The sequence below is a fragment of the Kitasatospora purpeofusca genome (assembly GCF_034043715.1).
Lineage (GTDB): Bacteria > Actinomycetota > Actinomycetes > Streptomycetales > Streptomycetaceae > Kitasatospora > Kitasatospora purpeofusca_A.
This window is the reverse complement of record NZ_JAXCLC010000010.1, coordinates 46,898-64,075: the sequence shown is the minus strand read 5'-3', so window position 1 is coordinate 64,075 and position 17,178 is coordinate 46,898. Positions and strand designations below refer to the sequence as shown.

Sequence of the window (17,178 nt, the reverse complement as noted above, 5' to 3'; positions counted from 1 at the left end):
GGTTTTTCCGGCGCGCCGCACGAACACCCGGTCGAGCGGTGGCCTGATGTTCGCACGGCGGCCTCGATTTGGAACGCCTCGTGTGCGACCCTGGCGTCCGTGTTCGCGTACCGGCCCGCCGTCAAACGGCTTCATCCCCTGGACCTGCTGGCGGCGGGACTGCTCGCCTGCGGCCTGCTCTTCCTCGCCACCGGGCTCCTCCCGACGGACGCCGCCGGGTCGGCCGTCCAGCGGATCGCGCCGCTGCTGGCCTTCCTCGGCTCGGTGATCGTGCTCGCCGAACTGACCAGCGCGGCCGAGGTGTTCGACGTGGTCGCGACCTGGGTCGCGCGGGCCGGGCGGGGCAGCTACCCCGCGCTGTTCCTGCTCTGCGTCGGCTTCGCCGCGCTGACCACCACGGTGCTCAACCTCGACACCACCGCCGTGCTGCTGACCCCCGTCATGCTGGCCCTCGCCGGCCGGGTCGGCATCGCCCCGCTGCCCCTGGCGATGACCACGGTCTGGCTGGCCAACACGGCGAGCCTGCTGCTGCCGGTCTCCAACCTCACCAACCTGCTGGCCGCCGACCGGGTCGCGCTCTCCCCCGCCGGCCTGGCCCGCGCCATGTGGGCGCCGCAACTGGCCGCGCTGCTGGCCACCATGGCCTGCCTGTGGGCCTTCTACTGGCGGCGCGGACGGCGCGGCGCGGACGGCTACCGACCGCCGGCCGCCCACCGGCCCGGCGACCGGGTGCTGTTCCGGATCTGCGCGCTGGCCTGCGCCGGCTTCCTGGTGGCCAGCCTGGCGGCGGTCGTCCCGCTGTGGGTGGCCTCGGGCGCGGCGGCGGCCGTGGTGGTGGCGGCCTTCGCGCTGCGCCGGCCGGACGCGCTGCGGGCCTCGTTGATACCGTGGCGGCTGCTGGTGATGGTGCCCGGCATGTTCCTGGTGGTGCAGACCGTGGACGCGCACGGGCTGCACCGGCTGCTCGCCGACGCGATCGGCACCGACGGCGGCACCCTCGGCCTGTTCCGGGCCTCGGCGGTCGGCGCGGGCCTGTCCAACCTGCTGAACAACCTCCCGGTCTACCTGGCCGGGGAGGCCGCCGTGCCGGCGGGCAACCACACCCAGCTGCTGGCACTGCTGATCGGCACCAACGTCGGCCCGCTGGTGGCGCCCTGGGCCTCGCTGGCCACCCTGCTCTGGTACGAGCGCTGCCGGTCGGCCGGCCTGCGGGTGCCGCTGCGGGGGGTGGCCGGGGCGAGCGCGGTGCTGGCGGTCGGCGGCGTCGCACTGGCGACGGCGGCGCTCGCGCTGACCGGCGGTACGTGACCGGCCAAGGAATCTGGTAAGACCTGACGTTCAGTCAATCATTCTGCTGACAGGTACGGGATTCACGAGAGGCGGGGAGCGCATGGCCACGAACCCGAGGGGCACCTCGAACACCTTGGTCGACTACGCGTTCACGGTGGCGTGCCTGGTCACCCTGATCGTCGGCATCGTGTTCGTCAATCTGGATCACAGTCTGACCGCACGTCAGATCCTTGCAAATCTCGGACTCAGCCTGGTCGCGAGTGTCATCTTCGCGGTGATCTTCTCGGTCCTGAGCTCACGTCTCCAGGAAAAGGGCCTGCAGCAGTCGCTCGCGGCCAGCTTCACCCACTACTCGCAAGAACTGACGGCGACCGTCGCACAGGGCAACAGCGAGTATCTCCCCAACGCGCTCTACCCTCCACTGGATCCCAAGGACGGCCAGTACGGAGAGCGGTTCAACATCGACATGATCCGCAGCCTCGAAGAAACCGGGTTCTACGCATTCCGCGGCCCGAGCGCCCGCTACGTGGCTGCTCGACTCCGGGCCTCGAACCACTATCCGCAACAAGTGAAGGTCGCCATGCTCAGCCCGGGCGACGCGAGGGCCATCGGACGACGCGCCGCCGACCGGGTCTACTGGGAACGGTTCGCGGGCAAGGAGCCCCAACAGCTGGAAGCCGAACTCCGCTACGAGCTCATCATCAGCGTGGTCTCGCTGTTCGACTACCGCCGCTTCTGCCAGGTCGATCTTCTCTACATCGAGGACACCGCGGTCTACCGCTACGAGATGTTCGACGAATCCGTCTACATCTCCTGGTACCACGGTGCGCAGTCCCAGGCCAAAGAGATGCCCGAATCCATGCGGTTCCCGGCGAACTCGTTCCACTACAAAACGCTCCGCCTCGACCTGACGCGCAGGTTCGGCATCTCGAACAGCAAGGTGAGCTTCACTCCCGAGCAGAACGACGACTTCCTGGCCACTCATCTGGCCGGACTGCTCGGGGAACCGGTGACCCAGGCCGACATCGACAAGTGGCGGCGGGACTATCAGGACCATGTCGACGACTTCTCCAGGTTCCTGGAGTCGAAGTACCGGGACCTGCGCCGTCTCGCCTGAGCCGGCCCGTCACCTGGGTCCACCGACGCACCGTCCACCGATCCTCCTGGCGACCTCCCCGGCGATCCGGGCCGTCCGGTCCGCGTCGCACAACCGCCGCACCACCCGCCGGGCGCCCCCGTCCACCGGCCCCAGCACCACGTCCACCGGCCCCGGCACGGTGCGGCCCAGCACCACGGTGGCGGCGGGCTCGTCGTCCGGCAGCGCCGTGACGTGGAACTCCCCCGCCGCCAGGGTGTACGTCCCGCCCCGCCCGCTGACCTCCTCGCCCAACGGCTCCCAGCGGACCAGCCGCGCCGTGGGCCGGACCTCGTCCACCCCGGCGGCCGCGTCGCTGTACACCTCGAAGGCCCGGTGGCTCGGCCGCGCGGCCTCGTCGTGCACGCCGACCCGCAGATTGCCGACCCGCCCGTACAGCACGCTGCTCTTCAGCTCCCAGCTGTGGCAGTGGATCTCGCGCCGCCCGGCGGCCCTGACCGGGTCGAACACGTGCACGCACACCCCGAGCGCGCCCTCGCGCAGCACCGGCAGACAGTAGAACCCCAGCGGATGGTCCACGGCCCGCAGCACCCGACTGCCGTCCGCCACCTGCGCCAGCAGCCCGCCCACCAGGCCGTCCAGCCCCGGCCCGGCGGCAGTGCGCCCGGCGGCCCGGTCGAGCGTCGTGAAGAGTTCGTTCATCGCTCCCCCTGTGCTCCCCGCCAACATGCTAGGCCCGGGGGTGAGTTGACGGCCATACGGCGGACAGACCGGTCCCGGCGGGCGGGAGCGCGAGCGGCGCGCGAACGACCCCGGGCCCGCGACGCGGAGTGCGTCGCGGGCCCGGGGGGTGTATGGGCTGTACGGTCAGGCGGTGCTGGGGGACAGCGTCCACCGCTGGTTGGCGTTGCCGTAGCACTGCCAGATGCCCAGCGCCGTCCCGTTGGCGTCGTTCCAGCCCGGCAGCTCCAGGCAGGAGTCGGAGGCGGGGTTGTAGATCGAGCCGTCCTCGCGGTACGTCCAGATCTGTCCGCCGGCGGCCTGGCAGTCCGTCATCACCACCGGAGCGCCCCAGTCGGTCCGGTTGTCCTCGACACCGACGCAGCGGCCGCCGGTGCGCAGCGTGCCGTCCGAGGCGAACCAGAAGTCCTGGCTCGCGCCGTTCCAGCAGTCGTACAACCGCAGCGCGCTGTTGTTCGACGCGCCGTAGTTGTCGAGGCAGCGGCCCTGGCTGTGGATGGAGCCGATGTTGTAACCGGCGGGCTGGGCCGAAAGCGGACGCGGCTCACCGAAGCGCGGCAGGTCCCCCTCCGGGGCGATGCCCGGGTAGCGCACCTTGCGGCCGTCGGCGAAGCCGACCACGAGGTCGGCGTGGCCGGCCGCGTCGAAGTCACCGGGCGAGTCGACGAGGGGGGCGACACCGGCGGCGAGCCCGAGCGGCAGCACGGCGCGGGTGGCGGGCACCGTCCACCGGTCGCTCGCCCCGTCGTGGCAGTCCGCGATCACCAGGTGGGCGCCCGGCCCGGCGGTGCCGGGCGCGTCGAGGCACCTGCCCGAGTTCGGGTTCACCAGCGTGCCCAGGTGAGGACCGGCGACCCACTTCTGGGCCGGGCTGTTGTTGCAGTCCCACAGGTTGACGGGAGAACCGCTCTCGGTCAGGGCGTCGGTGACGTCCAGGCACTTGCCGAGGACGTGCACCGAACCGTCGGTGCCGAAGGTGAACGCCTGGCTGGAGGCCGCGCCCTGCTCCGAACAGGTCCCCAGCACGGCGGCGGTGCCGTTGCCCGTCCACCCGTGGTCGATGTCGGCGCACAGGCCCGCGCCGCCGTCACCCTGGAGCGCGGACAGCAGGGGCTTGTGGGCGGGCAGTGGCAGCGGGGCGAAGCCGCTCACCGCCTGGCCCTTGGCGTCCAGCGGCAGCGGCAGGCCGGTGACGGCCCCGGTCACGGTGTCCCGCACCCACAGGGTCGGCACACCGTTGACGTCGCCCGGGTACATCAGGGTGACGCCGCTCCAGTCCTCGCCCGGGGCGCCGAGCTCGACACCGGCACTGAGGCAGTTGTTCTGGCCGCTGCGCGTGCCGTAGTAGTACCGCAGGTGACCCTGTTCAACGGTGACCAGGCTGGTCCCACCGGTACCCCACCGTACGGCGGTCATCCGGGTGATGTGGTTCCAGGTGCCGTCGATGCCATTGCTGCGGCAGAAGCTCACCCCGCCCAGCGGGCTGACGGAGCGGGTGAAGCGCCCGAACACGGGGTTCGGCGTCGCGTTCCCGTCGTTGGCGTAGACGAAGAGCTGCTTGGTTTCCTTGTGGTAGGCGAAGAGCGAGTCGCCTTGTCCGACGACGGCCCCGCGGTGGGCCAGCAGATAGTTGTTCCAGTCGTCGTGCAGGGGGCTGCTCGCAGCCGGGGACACCGTCTCCGGCTGCGACGCGGCACCGCTGCCGCCGCGGAACAGCGCCAGCGAGCCGTCGGCGGCCGGAGCCACGAAGTCGGGCACACCGTCGACATCGACGTCGCCGGCCACGTCCGGGCGGTCCCTCCACGGGGCATAGAAGTGGTAGTCGGAGGTCCGCGGATCGGCGTTGCCGGCCCCGTCGACAGCACTGACGCTCAACTGGCGCGAACCCCAGTCGTCGGCCCCCACGCTGATCGGGACATCGGCGTACGCGGTACCGTCCGCGGCGAAGGAGGCGGGGACGACACCGGTGACGCCGGGCCAACCGACGTCGAGGGTGTACCGGAACTCACGGACGCCACTGGCGAGGCAGCCGTCGACGCAGCCTCCCGGAACCGGGTCCTTGCTGGTGACCCGGACGGTGATGCCCGGGTCACCGGCGCGGCCGGTGGGCGTGGTCCCGCTGCCCGACGGCGGGAACGCCGTGGAGGGCGCGATGGACGCCGGCGTGGGCGAGGTGAGGTCGACCTTGAAGGCGCAGTCCGCCGTCACGGGGCTGTTCACGCCGCCGCCGGTGGTCCAGGCGTTCCAGTCGTACTGGTGACCGTCCGCGAGCGCGCGGCCGACGGTGGCCTGCCCCCAGCCTCCGGTGCCGACGACGCTCTGGCTGGTCCGCGTGACGCCACCGGAGTCACCGGACTCGCCTGCCGTGGCATCCCACACCCGGAAGCCGACGGTGACAGTGCCGACGCCGGGCTGCGCGGTGCCGCTCCAGGCGAACAGGCTGACGTCGGACGTGCCGTCGCCCAGGGGAACGGTCCTGCCGATCCACCCGGGCGCGCCGGCTCCGCAGCCGTCGCCGCCCTGGTCCACGGGCTGCGGCTTGACGTACAGCTTGCTGGGGGTGGACGGTGCGGGGCCGTCAGCGGCCGGAGCCGGAGCCGGGGCCTGCTCGGCCGCCGGTGCGGCCTCCTGGGCCGTCGGGGCACTGGCCGGCGCGCCGGTCGGAGCGCCGGTCGGGGCTCCGACCAGGGCTCCAGTCGGGGCATCGGTCGGGGTCGCGCCCGGATCCGCGAACGCGGCTCCGGGCGCTGCCAGCACGAGGCCTATCGCGAGCAGCGGCGCCAAGTGCCTCGCCGACCGGCCGCGCGGCGGCGCGGATGAACGGGTTTCTCGCATGAGGTGTCAGTTCGCCTTCGCAGCAGAGACCCCTCGGTCCGCGGCCGATCGCCGACTGCCTGCCGTGATCGACGTGAACGAGGGGATTTGTCCGGGTGTGATGCGCGTTCCGATCACGCGCCAGGTGACGTGCTCGCGCTTCGGGAGTCGGTGCGCGATCGAACGTTAGTGTGTGGCGATCGCGGCTGGCAATCCCGTTTCCGCGATCGCCGTACGTGCCCCGAAATGTGCATCGGCGCAGGTCACGGGAGCGGCCGGGGTCCTGGGCGGCAGCTGGTCGACAGGGGAGGACGGAGTGGTCCGCGCAGGTCGAGGACCAGGCGAGCCGGGCGACCAGGATGCGGCGCCGGTCAGCTCCTTCCCAGCCCCGGACCAGGTCCGCACGGGTGGACCCGGGCGGGCCGCCGGCCCCGGTTGTCCCGCGCGTGGTGGGCCCGGCGGCAGCCGGTGGAATTCGGTCGAGCCGGGTCCGGCGGTCCGAGTAGCCTCGCCCTCATGGTGGATGAGGAGCGGTACGCCCTGTACCGGGAAGAATCGAAGGTGCTGGCCGCGATCGGGGAGCACGTCCACGCCCAGGTCGGCCAGGTGACGGTGCGGCTGCCCAGGGCCGTCGCGCAGGCCGCGGTGGACGCCTGGGAGCGCGACGACCCGGACGACGGGCTGCGCGGCGAAACGATCGAGCAGTACGAGCTGCGGGGCAAGGCGGGCGACGTGGCCCTGATCGGCCTCGTCATCTCGGAGCACGGCCGTTGGGAGGACGAGGAGGTCGTCGTCGACCTGGACGTCACGTCCGCGGGGTCGGCCCTGCTGACGTACATCGAGGCCGCGGGGCCGGACTACCGGCCGGCGGAGCGGCCTGGGCGGTCAGGCAGCTAGGTTCGGTCCGGACGCCGTCGCGACCCGGTACGGCAAGCGCGCCTCCGTGTTCTTCCACAGCACCGTCGTCGTCGCGTCAATACGCCTTCGGCTCGGACCCTGATCAGCCCGCGTCCGAAGCGTCGGTCCGCTTCGCCAGTTCGGCAGTGACCTGGCGCAGCAATACCGTCGGCGACGGCATGACGGCATACCAGGTGTTTTCGCTATCGTCGGCGGCCGGGGCCCAGGCTGCCACCACGGGGAGTTCGCAGTGATCGCCGGCGTGCAGCGGGGGCAGCGTCCAGGACATGCCGTGGTAGGGGCCGTACTCCACACCCCAGGTGCTGAACGAATGATCGTGCACCTCGTCGATCAGCGCAGCCCACCGCCGGGGTACCTCCCCCGCGTTGGCGGACCAGCAGATCGCCTCCTCGTCGTTGCCCCCAATGGTGAGCCGGGTCTTCTCGTCCTCCACCGTGATCGCAGCCAGTGCCTGACCCCCGTCGTACCCTCCGTCGGCGCCCTCCGGAAGCCGCGCCGGCAGCCCCGCCGAGAACCGCACCCGTCCGAGCGGCGCGATGGCGTCGATCCGCCACACCGCCGCGCGGCAGTTGGTCAGCGGTCCCCAGGTCTCGGGGTCGAGTTCGGGATCGTACGGGGTCAGCAGCAACTCGACGCGGGCCCCGGAAGTCACCCAGCGGGCGAGCGTGCGGTCACCGGGCAGTTGGAACAGCTCGTCGGGCAGCGGCGGAAGGCCGGTGTTCCCGATCGTCGTGGCGAAGGCCACCGGGCCGAACGGCGTGTCGATAGCGGGCTGAACGGCGGACGACAGCCGGATGCGCGGGACGGTAGGAAGCAACACCACCGCAGCGTACTGCGGCGTCAGGTACCGGGATCCGCCGGACAGGAACCTAGCGCGACCGGCGGTCGGCCTCCCAGGAGATGAGCATCCGCAGGGCGTCCTCGGAGGGGCTGCCGGGGTCGGCGGTGTAGGTGACCAGGGCCTGGTCGGGGTCGTCGGCGGAGCGGAGGGTGTCGTAGACCAGTTCCATCCGGCCGACCAGCGGGTGGTGGAACACCTTGTGGCCGGAGGTCTTGTCGCGGACCGGGTGCTCGGCCCACCAGTGGCGGAACTCCTGGCTGCGCACCGAGAGTTCGCCGACCAGTTCGGCGAGCCGGGGGTCGTCGGGGCGACGGCCGGCCTCCAGATGGAGGAAGGCGACGTTCTCGCGGGCACAGCCCACCCAGTCGTCGTAGAGGGTGCGCGAGGCCGGGTCGAGGAAGGTGATCCGGGCGATGTTCCGCTCGGCGGGGGCGAGCGTCCCGTAGTCGCCGAGGAGGGCGACGGCGGCGCTGTTCCAGGCCAGGATGTCCATCCGGCGGCCCATCACCACGGCCGGGACGTCGGGCATCGCGTCGAGCAGCCGGACCATCGACGGCCTGACCTTCTGCGGGGCGGCGGGGCCCCGGCCCGGGCCGCGACCTGCGCCGCCGGTCCTGGTCGGGCGGGTGCGGGCGAGGCGGTGCAGGTGGCCGGCCTCCTCGGGGTCGAGGCGCAGCGCGCGGGCGACGGCGTCGAGCACGGCGTCGGACGGGTTGCCGACCCGGCCCTGTTCGAGCCGGGTGTAGTAGTCGACGCTGACACCGGCGAGTTGGGCGAGCTCCTCGCGGCGCAGGCCCGCCACCCGGCGGCGGCCGCCGAAGTCGGGGAGGTCGACGTCCTCGGGCCGGAGCCGGGAGCGGCGGGTGCGCAGGAACTCGGCGAGGCCGCTCGGAGTGCCGGCGGCGGCGCTGGTGGCGGCGCTGGTGGCCGCGCTGGTGGCGGTGCCGGAGGTGGGGTCGGGGCGGCTCGTTCGGTTCACGCTCATGCGGTCATTCTGTCCGTTCGGCGCCCGGGCTGCCTGGTCCTGGCAGGACCAGGCAGATCGGGCTGTCGGGGCTGATGGGGCTGATGGCGCAATCCAGGCTGATCGGGCTCATCGGGCTGACCAGCCGTGGAGGGACGGCCGGGCGGCCACGCGTCACCAGGGGCTCGCGACCGCCACCACGCCGCCGTCCACCACGAGGTCCTGGCCGGTGATGTAGGCGGCCCGGGGCGAGAGCAGGAAGGCGACGGTCTCGGCGACGTCCGCCGCCTCGCCCAGCCGGCCGAGCGGCACCCGCGACCGGACGGCTTCCTGCGCGGCCGGTTCGGTGATCACCTCGTGGAACATCCCGGTGACGATGTAGCCCGGGCTCACCGAGTTGATCCGGATGCCCCGCCCGGCGAACTCGCTGCCGAGGGTGCGGGCGAGGTTGTGCACGGCGGCTTTGGTCGCCGCGTACACCGGGGCGTTGGGCAGGCCCCGGTGCAGGGTCCAGGAGGCGTTGAGGACGATCGCGGCGCCGCCGCCCGGGGCCTGCTCCAGCAGCGGCAGGGCGTGCTGGACGGTGAAGAAGACGCCCTTGAAGTTGACGTCCACGGTGCGGTCGAAGCTCTCCTCGGTCACCTCCGCCGGGGCCTCGAAGACACCGATCCCGGCATTGGCGAACACCCCGTGCAGGTGGCCGTACCGCTCCCCCACCCGCTCCGCCAACCGGGCCAGGTCGGCCGGGCGGCCGGAGTCGGCTCGCACGGCGAACACCCGCTCGCCAGAGGCGAGTTCGGCCTCGGCGTGGGCGAGGCGGGCGTCGTCGCGGCCGGTGATCACCACGTTGGCGCCGCGGTCCAGCAGTACCCGCGCGGTGGCGAGGCCCATGCCGCTCGTGCCTCCGGTGACCAGCACTGTGCGGCCGTCGAAGTCCTGGTCCTGGGTGGTGGGGCTTGTGGAGGCGGTGGGGGTGGTGGGGGTGGTGGGGGTGGCGGGTGCGTTCCGGTGGGTGTTGGTCATGGGCCCAGCCTCACCGCCGGGCGGCGGGGCGGACCAGGCCCGTTCCGACCCTGGGTCCGGCAGGACCACCTTGGCGCGGCTCCGGCGCCGCCCGGGCGTACGTCCGCCCCCGCCGGGGGTCGGCAGGGGCGGACGTGGTCGCGGGGGCGGGGCGGCGCGGGCGGTCAGGACTCCCGGCGGGCGCCGGCGGAGGGCACGGCCCGGTAGACGTGCGGCTCGGCCCAACCCTCCGTCAGGAAGGCCTCGGTGACCGCCTTGGCCACCGCGTCCGCGTCGGCCGTACGGGTCAGGGCGATCACCGAGCCGCCGAAGCCGCCGCCGGTCATCCGCGCGCCGAGCGCCCCGGCCGCGACGGCGACGGAGGCGGCGAGGTCCGTCTCCGGGCAGGACGTCCGGTAGTCGTCGCGCAGCGAGGCGTGGCCGGCGATGAGGATCGGCCCCAGGGCGGCCGGACCGTGCTGCTCCAAATCCCGCATGGTCTGTTCGACCCGGCCGTTCTCGGTCACCACGTGACGGACCAGCGGGACCAGTTCGGCCGGCAGACGGTCGAGGGCGGCGGGGAGGTCGGCGGCGGGGAGGTCACGCAGCGCCGGCAGCCCCAGCAGCGCGGCGGCGCGTTCGCAACCGGCCCGCAGAGCGGCGTAGGCGCCGTCGGCGAGGTCGTGCTGCACCCGGGTGTCGAGGACCAGGAGGGTGAGGCCCGAGCCCGCCAGGTCGAGCGGGACGTACCGGGCGGAGAGGTCGCGCGTGTCCAGGTGGAGGGCGGTCCCGGCGGTGCAGGCCATCGAGGCCATCTGGTCCATGATTCCGCACGGGACGCCGACGAAGTCGTTCTCGGCGCGCTGCGCGATGAGGGCCAGCTCGGCTGCTTCCAGACCGAGTCCGTACAGGTCGTTGTAGGTGATCGCGACCGCGCACTCCAGCGCGGCGGAGGAGGACAGGCCGGCGCCGCCCGGAACGTCGCTGTCGAGCAGGATGTCGGCGCCGCCGATCCCGTGGCCCGCCTCGCGCAGCGTCCATACGACCGCGGCGGGGTACGCGGCCCAGCCGGGCACGCCGCCCGGGGCCAGCCCGGCGACGTCCAGCTCGACGACCTCGCCGGGGACCCGGGTCGAGGCGAGGCGCAGCACGCCGTCGGCGCGGCGGCGGGCGTAGGCGCGGACGGCCTGCGGGAGGGCGATCGGGAGGACGAATCCGTCGTTGTAATCGGTGTGTTCGCCGATCAGGTTGACCCGGCCGGGGGCCGCCCAGACGCCCTCGGGGGCGTGGCCGTAGAGCTCCTCGAAGGCGGCGGACGGGGGCGTGGGGGACGTGAGGGTCATCGCTGCGCTTCCTCGTCGGTCGTATCGGGGGTCGAACCGGTCGCGGCGGTCGGGCCGGACGGGTTCACGGTTCCGGCCTGGCCGACCTCGCGCAGCCGCCGGGCGGCGAACTCCGGGGCGACATCGTTCATGAAGGCTTCCATCCCGGACTCGGTACCGGCCAGGTACTTGAGCTTGTCCGCCGTCCGTCGGACGGTGAACAGCTCTAGGTGGAGGGCGAGTTCGTCCTCGTGGCCGGCCGGTGCCTGGTGCCAGGCGGCGATGTAGGGCGCGCGGACCTGCCGGTCGCCGTCACCGAAGAGCCGGTCGAAGCGGCGCAGCAGGTCGAGGTAGATCCGGGGGAACTCGGCGCGCTCGTCCTCGTTCAGCCCGGTGAAGTCGGGGACGCGGCGGTTGGGGAAGAGGTGGACCTCGTAGGGCCAGCGGGCCGCGAAGGGAACGAAGGCGGTCCAGTGCTCCCCCGCCAGGACGACCCGGCTGTCCTCGGGGTGGTCAACCGGGGCGCTGTCGGCGGACAGGCTGCCGGCGGAGGCTCGCTCGGCGGCCACGAGGTCGTCGAAGAGGTTGCGGCCGGTGGCGGCGCGGTGCCGGGCGGCCTGGTCGATCATCTTGGCCGTGCGCGGGGGCACGAACGGCAGCGCGTAGATCTGACCGTGCGGGTGGGCGAGGGTGACGCCGATCTCGGTGCCGCGGTTCTCGAAGCAGTAGACCTGCCGGATGCCGGACAGCGCGGAGAGTTCGGCGGTGCGGTCGGTCCAGGCGTCCAGCACCAGGCGGGCGCGATCCTCGTCGAGGTCGGCGAAGGAGGCGTCGTGGTCGGCGGTGAAGCAGACCACCTCGCACCGGCCGACACCCGGCCCGCGGCTGTGCAGCGGGTCGTCGAGGGCCGGCGGCACGGGGTGGGTGCCGGGCTCGCCCGCGAGGGAGGGGAAGCGGTTCTCGAAGACGGCCACCTGGTAGTCGCCGGCCGGGATCTCGCTCAGCCGGCCCGCACGGCTGGGGCAGAGCGGGCACTCGTCGGCCGGGGGGTGGTAGGTGCGCGCCTGGCGGTGGACCGCGACGGTCACCCAGGCGCCGGTCATCGGGTCCTGCCGGACCTCGGAGGAGGGCGCGACGGCGTCCAGCGGACGCTGGTCGGCGACGGCTCGACCGGCGGGCGGCGTGCCCCGGTCGTAGTAGATCAGCTCGCGGGCGTCGGCCAGTTCGGTGACCGTCCTGGTCGTCGCACCGGCCTGCCTGCTCGTGCCGGCCGGCGCGCTCGTACCGGCCTGCGCGGCGGTACCGGCGGTCGTTCCGTTCGCCTCTGCCGACCCGCCCGCGCCAGCCTGGCCGGTCGCATCGGTCACCGTTGGGGCCATGATGCGCTCCCTCTCCTGGGGCTTCCCTTCAACCACATGAACAAACAATATCGAACAGGAATCAACATGTGAGCCCTGGGTCCACCCCGATTCCGGAACCGGCCGCCGGCCGGGCGCCGGGGCGCGTCCAGGGGGCATGGCCCCTGAAGTGACCCGACCCAGCACAACCCACCGAGCGTCCCAGGACTTCTCCTGGCGCCGGTGCCGGTGCCGGCGCCGATACCGGTGCCGGTACCTGGCCCGGCACTCGCGAACGAGCCTAGAAGTCGGCGTGGACCACACTCACCCGCCCGGGCCCCCACGCGGAGCAACGACCTCGACGGCCGGACGTCACCCGGGCCGCAGGGGACCGGACGGCCCAGGGCTGGGCTGGGCCAGGGCCGGGCCCTCGCAGCCCCAGCGGCGTTGCGACCCTGGCGCACCCTCCTCGACACTTTGCAAATAGGGTCTATTTGCAAAGTTCTGACGACATACCACCAGCTCAGAGCCGTGCTGTAGGCCATTTCCCGTACTTTGCAAAGTCACACTTTGCAAAGTACGGGAATGGGGAAGGGGCAGGGAGAAGCCCCCACTCCGCTTCCTCACGGGCCAGGATGTAGAGCGCCCCCGGGAGTGACGGCTTCCGGGGCGCGGCGGGCGGTCGTGGTCAGGGGGCCGCGGGGTCGCGGTGGTGGTGATGCCGGACCAGGGCGCGACCGGACGGGGCGTGCAGCGGGCGCCGCTGGACGGGCCGGCGGGCCTGGCGGTGGTGGGGGCGGACCGTCACGGTGGCCGACTCCGGGCGGATGGCCGGGGTGGCTGCCGGGGCCGCGGTACGCCAGGCCCGGGTCGCCAGGCCCGCCGAGACCAGGGCGAGGACGGCCAGGGCGACCGTGGCCGCAGGGAGCCCGGCGGTGGCGCCGAGCCAACCGGCCAGCGGATAGGCGAGCAGCCAGCAGACGTGGGTGAGCGAGAACTGCGCGGCGAAGGCGGCCGGGAGGTCGGCCGACGGGACGGCGGACCTCAGCAGGCGGCCTCCCGGCGTCAGGATCAGCGAGCCCGCCGCGCCGAGCCCGGCCCACAGGGCGAGCAGCGAGGGCCAGCGCCACGCCCCGCCGCCCGCCGTGGTGACGACCGCCAGGGCGGCGAGCAGGCCCGCGACGGCGAAGGCGGCCGGCAGCATCACCGTCCGGTCGGCGACCCGGTCGAGCATCCGGGGCAGCAGCAGCGCGACCAGCATCGAGCCGCCTCCGTACGCACCGAGGGCGAGCGGGACGTCGCCTGTCGAGCGACCCAGCTCCTCGCGGACGTAGACGACCGTGTTGACGATCACCATGGCGCCGCCGGCCGCCACCGCGAGGTCCAGGGCGAGCAGCGCCCGCAGGCGCGACACGGAGAGGAAGAGCCGGATCCCGGCCAGGGAGCGTGCGCCGACCGAACGCACGCCCACCGAACGCGCGCCCACCGAGCGGCCGCCATCGTCGGCCGTGTCGGAGTTGCTCCGCGCCGCCCGCGCCGCGCCGGGCAGGACCACTCCGGGAAGGACCACCGAGACGACGAGGACCGCCGAGGCGAGGAAGCCGACCACCGTCCCCCAGAACAGCCACCGGTAGCCGACCAGCGCGAGCAACGCGGCCGCCAGCACCGGGCTGACCAGGGTTTCCGTGTCGTATGCGAGCCGGGAGAGCGAAAGCGCCCGGGTGTAGTCGCGCTCCGCGGGCAGCACGTCGGGGATCACCGACTGGAAGGCCGGGGTGAAGGTGGCCGAGGCCGCCTGGAGGACGAAGATCAGCAGGTAGACCTGCCACACCGAGCCGACGAACGGCAGCGCGAGCGCCACACCCGCGCGGGCCAGGTCGGCGGCGACCAGCAGCCGTCGGCGCGGGATCCGGTGGGCGAGCGCGGCCACGAGCGGGGCGATGCCGACGTAGGCGACCATCTTGATCGCCAACGCCGTGCCGAGCACCGACCCGGCGTCGGCCCCGGCGAGATCGTAGGCGAGCAGGCCCAGCGCCACGGTGGCCAGGCCGGTCCCGGCGAGGGCGACGACCTGGGCGACGAACAGGTGCCGGTAGGTGCGGTTGCGGAGGACGGCGAGCATCGGGGACTCCGTTCGTGCGGAGCGCGCCGCGGTGGCGCGGGCCGGTGGGGTCCCTTCCAGAATAGGACAACATGTGCGTACGCGTGCACCTATTGGAGGCAAAAGACCTGCGAGGGCACGGGGCCTCGGAGCAGCTCAGTCGTGCGGCGGCAGTCCGCTGATCTGGTGATCGGCGACGCTCAGGGCCTCTTGGACCAGCCGCCGCAGATGCCCGTGCCGCAGCGTGTACACGACCCGGCGCCCGTCCTTGCGCGTGGACACCAGCCCGGCCAGCCGCAGCTTGCCAAGGTGCTGACTGACGGACGGACGCGCCGCACCGGCCGCCTCGGTCAGGGTCGTCACATCCGCCTCCCCCTCGCTCAGCCGCTGCAGTAGCGCGAGCCGGGTCCGGTCGGCCAACAGGGCGAGGATCCCGGCTGCCACATCCAGCCGTTCGTCCCCCTCGGCCAACTGCGAGCCATGTGCACCTGATACCTGGAGGCTCCCGCTCATGACCTCATGGTAGACATCGCACGACCGTCTCTCCCCCGCCTGGCTCTGTTCACCGCGATCTCGCGAACAGAGTCATCCGCTCTGCGGCGAGCCCCCCCCCCCGCTCCGCCACCCAGGCGCCCCGGCATTCACCGACCTGTTCCCACCGAAGTGCCCGAGCGGACGACGCCAGCTGGGCCGCCGGACGCGGGAGGGTCAGCGGGGGGTGCGGCGGACTCGGGTGCGCAGGGCGTCCTGGGACTCGACGTACTTCACCATCAGGCGGGCGAACTCCAGTCGCTCACTCTCGGGCCACTCCGCGGTGATCTGCTCGAAGGCCGAGCGCTGGTACTGACGGAAACGCTCCATCAGCTCCTCGCCCTCCGGCCTGAGGAGCAGGACTGTCCGACGGCCGTCCTGCTGGGAGGCGGCGCGGACCAGGTATCCGGCGGAGATGCAGTCCGACACCATGCGACTGCCCACCGAGGGGTCGACGCCCAGGTGCTCGGCGACGGCGCCGACGGTCACCTCGCGACCATCCTGGCCAGTGACATCCTGGACGATCCGCAGGACCAACGTCCGACTGAGGTCCTTCTGGGACATCGGGTCCTCGACTTCAAGCAGCGAGGAGCGCCGCAGCCGCCCGAAGGCCGGCCCCACGGCATTCAGGAGATCCTCACCCTCGCCCGATCCGGGCTTCGTCGTCATACGGCCAGCCTATCCGTCTACGTGAACCGGCGAAGACATGTGTTGACATGCAAACGTGTGCAAGACATCATGCATATGTCCTTCGGTACCCACCTTGAGGAGCGAGCCCGCCCGAACCACGTCGGCCTTCCGGCCCCGACCCGATCGCCACCCGCTCACCATCTGAATCTGACGAAACGAACGGACTCTTCCTCATGACCACCACCCTCATGACCACCACCCTCGTCACCGGCGCCCGCGGCAAGGTCGGCTGCGGCGTCATCGCCCGCCTGCACGCCGCCGGGCGCTCCGTCCGCGCCGCCAGCGCCCGCCCTGCCGACCTGACCGTTCCCGACGGCGTCCAGCGCGCCGAACTCGCCCTCGACCGACCCGAGGCTTTCGGCGCCGCGCTGCACGGCGTTCAGCAGGTCTTCCTCTATCCCCAGCCCGCCGGCATCCACGCGTTCGTCGAGGCCGCCGAAGCGGCCGGCGTCGAACACGTCGTCCTGCTCTCCTCGTCCTCCGTCCTCGGAGCCGACGCCGAGAACGACCCGCTGGCAAGCCACAGCCTCCTGGTCGAGCGCGCGCTCGCCGACTCAGGCCTCAACTGCACCTTCCTGCGCCCGGATGCCTTCACCAGCAACTCCCTGGGCTGGGCGTACCTCATCGGCCAGGGCCTGCCGATCCAACTCGCCCACCCCGATGCGCACATCGCTCCCATCCACCCCGATGACCTCGCCGATATCGCCGCCGAAGCCCTGACCGACGGCAGCTCCCTCACCGGCGCCGCGCCCACCCTGACCGGCCCCGAGTCACTCACCTTCCGTGAGCAGCTCGCCGTCCTCGCCCAGGCCCTCGGCCGCGAGATCCCGGTCGAGCAGATCAGCCGTGCCGAGGCCGAGGAGCAGATGGGACGTCACATGCCCGCCGCGGTCGTCACCTCCCTGCTCAGCCTCTGGGAGGCCGCGACCCATGGGCCCGCCACCGTTCACGACACCACCGCGACCCTCCTCGGCCGCCCCGCGCGGACCTACCACCAGTGGGCCCGGGAGAACACCGCCGCGTTCGCCAGGGCCTGACCAAGCCCTGTTCCGGCACAGCCCTCGATGTCTCGACCGACCCGGGCACCCATCCAGGAGGACGACGTGCAACCCATCGGTTACTGGCTCAACCGCACCGACCTTGCCCTCACCACGACCATGAACACCATGCTGGCCGAGTCCGGCCTCACCCGGCTGACCTGGCAGGTGCTCAATGCCATCGAGGCCGACCAACAGGCCACCGACTCCACCGTCCACTCCACTCTGACCGCCAACGCCTCACCCGCCGAACTGGCTGACGCCATCACCGCCGTCCTCGCCGACAGCTGGGCCGTCCGACCGGCAGCGCAGCACCTCGCCCTGACCGAGGACGGCCGCGCCCGCCTCGCCCGGGTCGGCGAGCGCGTCGCCGCCTTCCGGGAGGACTCCGTCGCCGGAATCTCGCCCGAGGAGTACCGGACCGCGGTCGGCGTCCTGGAGCGGATGACCCTCAACCTGGAGTCCGGTCAGGGCCGCTGAGCCATGGCCCGGAC

Annotated in this window: 15 protein-coding genes; 5 read left to right on the top strand and 10 right to left on the bottom strand. The window is 72.6% G+C overall.

The annotated features are described in order from the left end of the window. The first annotated feature begins 99 nt into the window (after positions 1 to 99). Together SM793_RS07685 and SM793_RS07680 are read left to right on the top strand one after the other, a co-directional pair. Complete coding sequence (locus tag SM793_RS07685; RefSeq protein WP_320437285.1) at positions 100 to 1,308, top strand: SLC13 family permease; 1,209 nt, start codon at positions 100 to 102, stop codon at positions 1,306 to 1,308. Positions 1,309 to 1,390: 82 nt separating this feature from the next. Further along, positions 1,391 to 2,407, top strand: a complete 1,017-nt coding sequence (locus SM793_RS07680) for a hypothetical protein (protein WP_320437284.1) — start codon at positions 1,391 to 1,393, stop codon at positions 2,405 to 2,407. A gap of 9 nt (positions 2,408 to 2,416) precedes the next feature. On the opposite strand, the gene SM793_RS07675 is transcribed toward SM793_RS07680, so the two are convergent. Both SM793_RS07675 and SM793_RS07670 read right to left on the bottom strand, forming a co-directional pair. Further along, entirely contained in the window at positions 2,417 to 3,088 is a 672-nt protein-coding gene (locus tag SM793_RS07675; protein WP_320437283.1) for a hypothetical protein, read from the bottom strand. 165 nt (positions 3,089 to 3,253) lie between these two features. Continuing rightward, positions 3,254 to 5,884, bottom strand: coding sequence for a ricin-type beta-trefoil lectin domain protein (locus SM793_RS07670; protein ID WP_320437282.1), 2,631 nt, complete (start codon positions 5,882 to 5,884; stop codon positions 3,254 to 3,256). Positions 5,885 to 6,457: 573 nt separating this feature from the next. On the opposite strand from SM793_RS07670, the gene SM793_RS07665 reads away from it, so the two are divergent. After that, entirely contained in the window at positions 6,458 to 6,838 is a 381-nt protein-coding gene (locus SM793_RS07665) for a hypothetical protein (RefSeq protein ID WP_320437281.1), read from the top strand. 103 nt (positions 6,839 to 6,941) lie between these two features. On the opposite strand, the gene SM793_RS07660 is transcribed toward SM793_RS07665, so the two are convergent. The 8 genes from SM793_RS07660 to SM793_RS07625 form a co-directional block, all read right to left on the bottom strand. Beyond that, positions 6,942 to 7,679, bottom strand: coding sequence for a hypothetical protein (locus tag SM793_RS07660; RefSeq protein ID WP_320437280.1), 738 nt, complete (start codon positions 7,677 to 7,679; stop codon positions 6,942 to 6,944). Between the two features lie 49 nt (positions 7,680 to 7,728). Next, positions 7,729 to 8,685, bottom strand: a complete 957-nt coding sequence (locus tag SM793_RS07655; protein ID WP_320437279.1) for a helix-turn-helix transcriptional regulator — start codon at positions 8,683 to 8,685, stop codon at positions 7,729 to 7,731. A 153-nt stretch (positions 8,686 to 8,838) separates the two neighbouring features. Further along, entirely contained in the window at positions 8,839 to 9,687 is an 849-nt protein-coding gene (locus SM793_RS07650) for a glucose 1-dehydrogenase (RefSeq protein WP_320437278.1), read from the bottom strand. 164 nt (positions 9,688 to 9,851) lie between these two features. Further along, positions 9,852 to 11,009 carry a galactokinase gene (gene galK, locus SM793_RS07645; protein ID WP_320437277.1) on the bottom strand — a complete coding sequence of 386 codons (1,158 nt, stop codon included), beginning with the start codon at positions 11,007 to 11,009 and terminating at the stop codon, positions 9,852 to 9,854. After that, complete coding sequence (gene galT / locus SM793_RS07640) at positions 11,006 to 12,367, bottom strand: galactose-1-phosphate uridylyltransferase (RefSeq protein ID WP_320437276.1); 1,362 nt, start codon at positions 12,365 to 12,367, stop codon at positions 11,006 to 11,008. Before galT ends, galK begins: the two co-directional genes overlap by 4 nt. 646 nt (positions 12,368 to 13,013) lie before the next feature. Next, positions 13,014 to 14,447, bottom strand: a complete 1,434-nt coding sequence (locus SM793_RS07635) for an MFS transporter (RefSeq protein WP_320437275.1) — start codon at positions 14,445 to 14,447, stop codon at positions 13,014 to 13,016. Between the two features lie 135 nt (positions 14,448 to 14,582). Further along, on the bottom strand, positions 14,583 to 14,939 hold the full coding sequence (locus tag SM793_RS07630; protein ID WP_320437274.1) for a metalloregulator ArsR/SmtB family transcription factor: 357 nt from the start codon (positions 14,937 to 14,939) through the stop codon (positions 14,583 to 14,585). A 195-nt stretch (positions 14,940 to 15,134) separates the two neighbouring features. After that, positions 15,135 to 15,626, bottom strand: a complete 492-nt coding sequence (locus tag SM793_RS07625; protein WP_320437273.1) for a MarR family winged helix-turn-helix transcriptional regulator — start codon at positions 15,624 to 15,626, stop codon at positions 15,135 to 15,137. 194 nt (positions 15,627 to 15,820) lie between these two features. On the opposite strand from SM793_RS07625, the gene SM793_RS07620 reads away from it, so the two are divergent. Both SM793_RS07620 and SM793_RS07615 read left to right on the top strand, forming a co-directional pair. Beyond that, the gene (locus tag SM793_RS07620) at positions 15,821 to 16,684 is read left to right on the top strand and encodes an NAD(P)H-binding protein (protein WP_320437272.1); all 864 of its coding nucleotides are present in this window, start codon (positions 15,821 to 15,823) and stop codon (positions 16,682 to 16,684) included. 66 nt (positions 16,685 to 16,750) lie between these two features. Next, positions 16,751 to 17,164, top strand: a complete 414-nt coding sequence (locus SM793_RS07615) for a MarR family transcriptional regulator (protein WP_320437271.1) — start codon at positions 16,751 to 16,753, stop codon at positions 17,162 to 17,164. Positions 17,165 to 17,178: the final 14 nt, after the last annotated feature.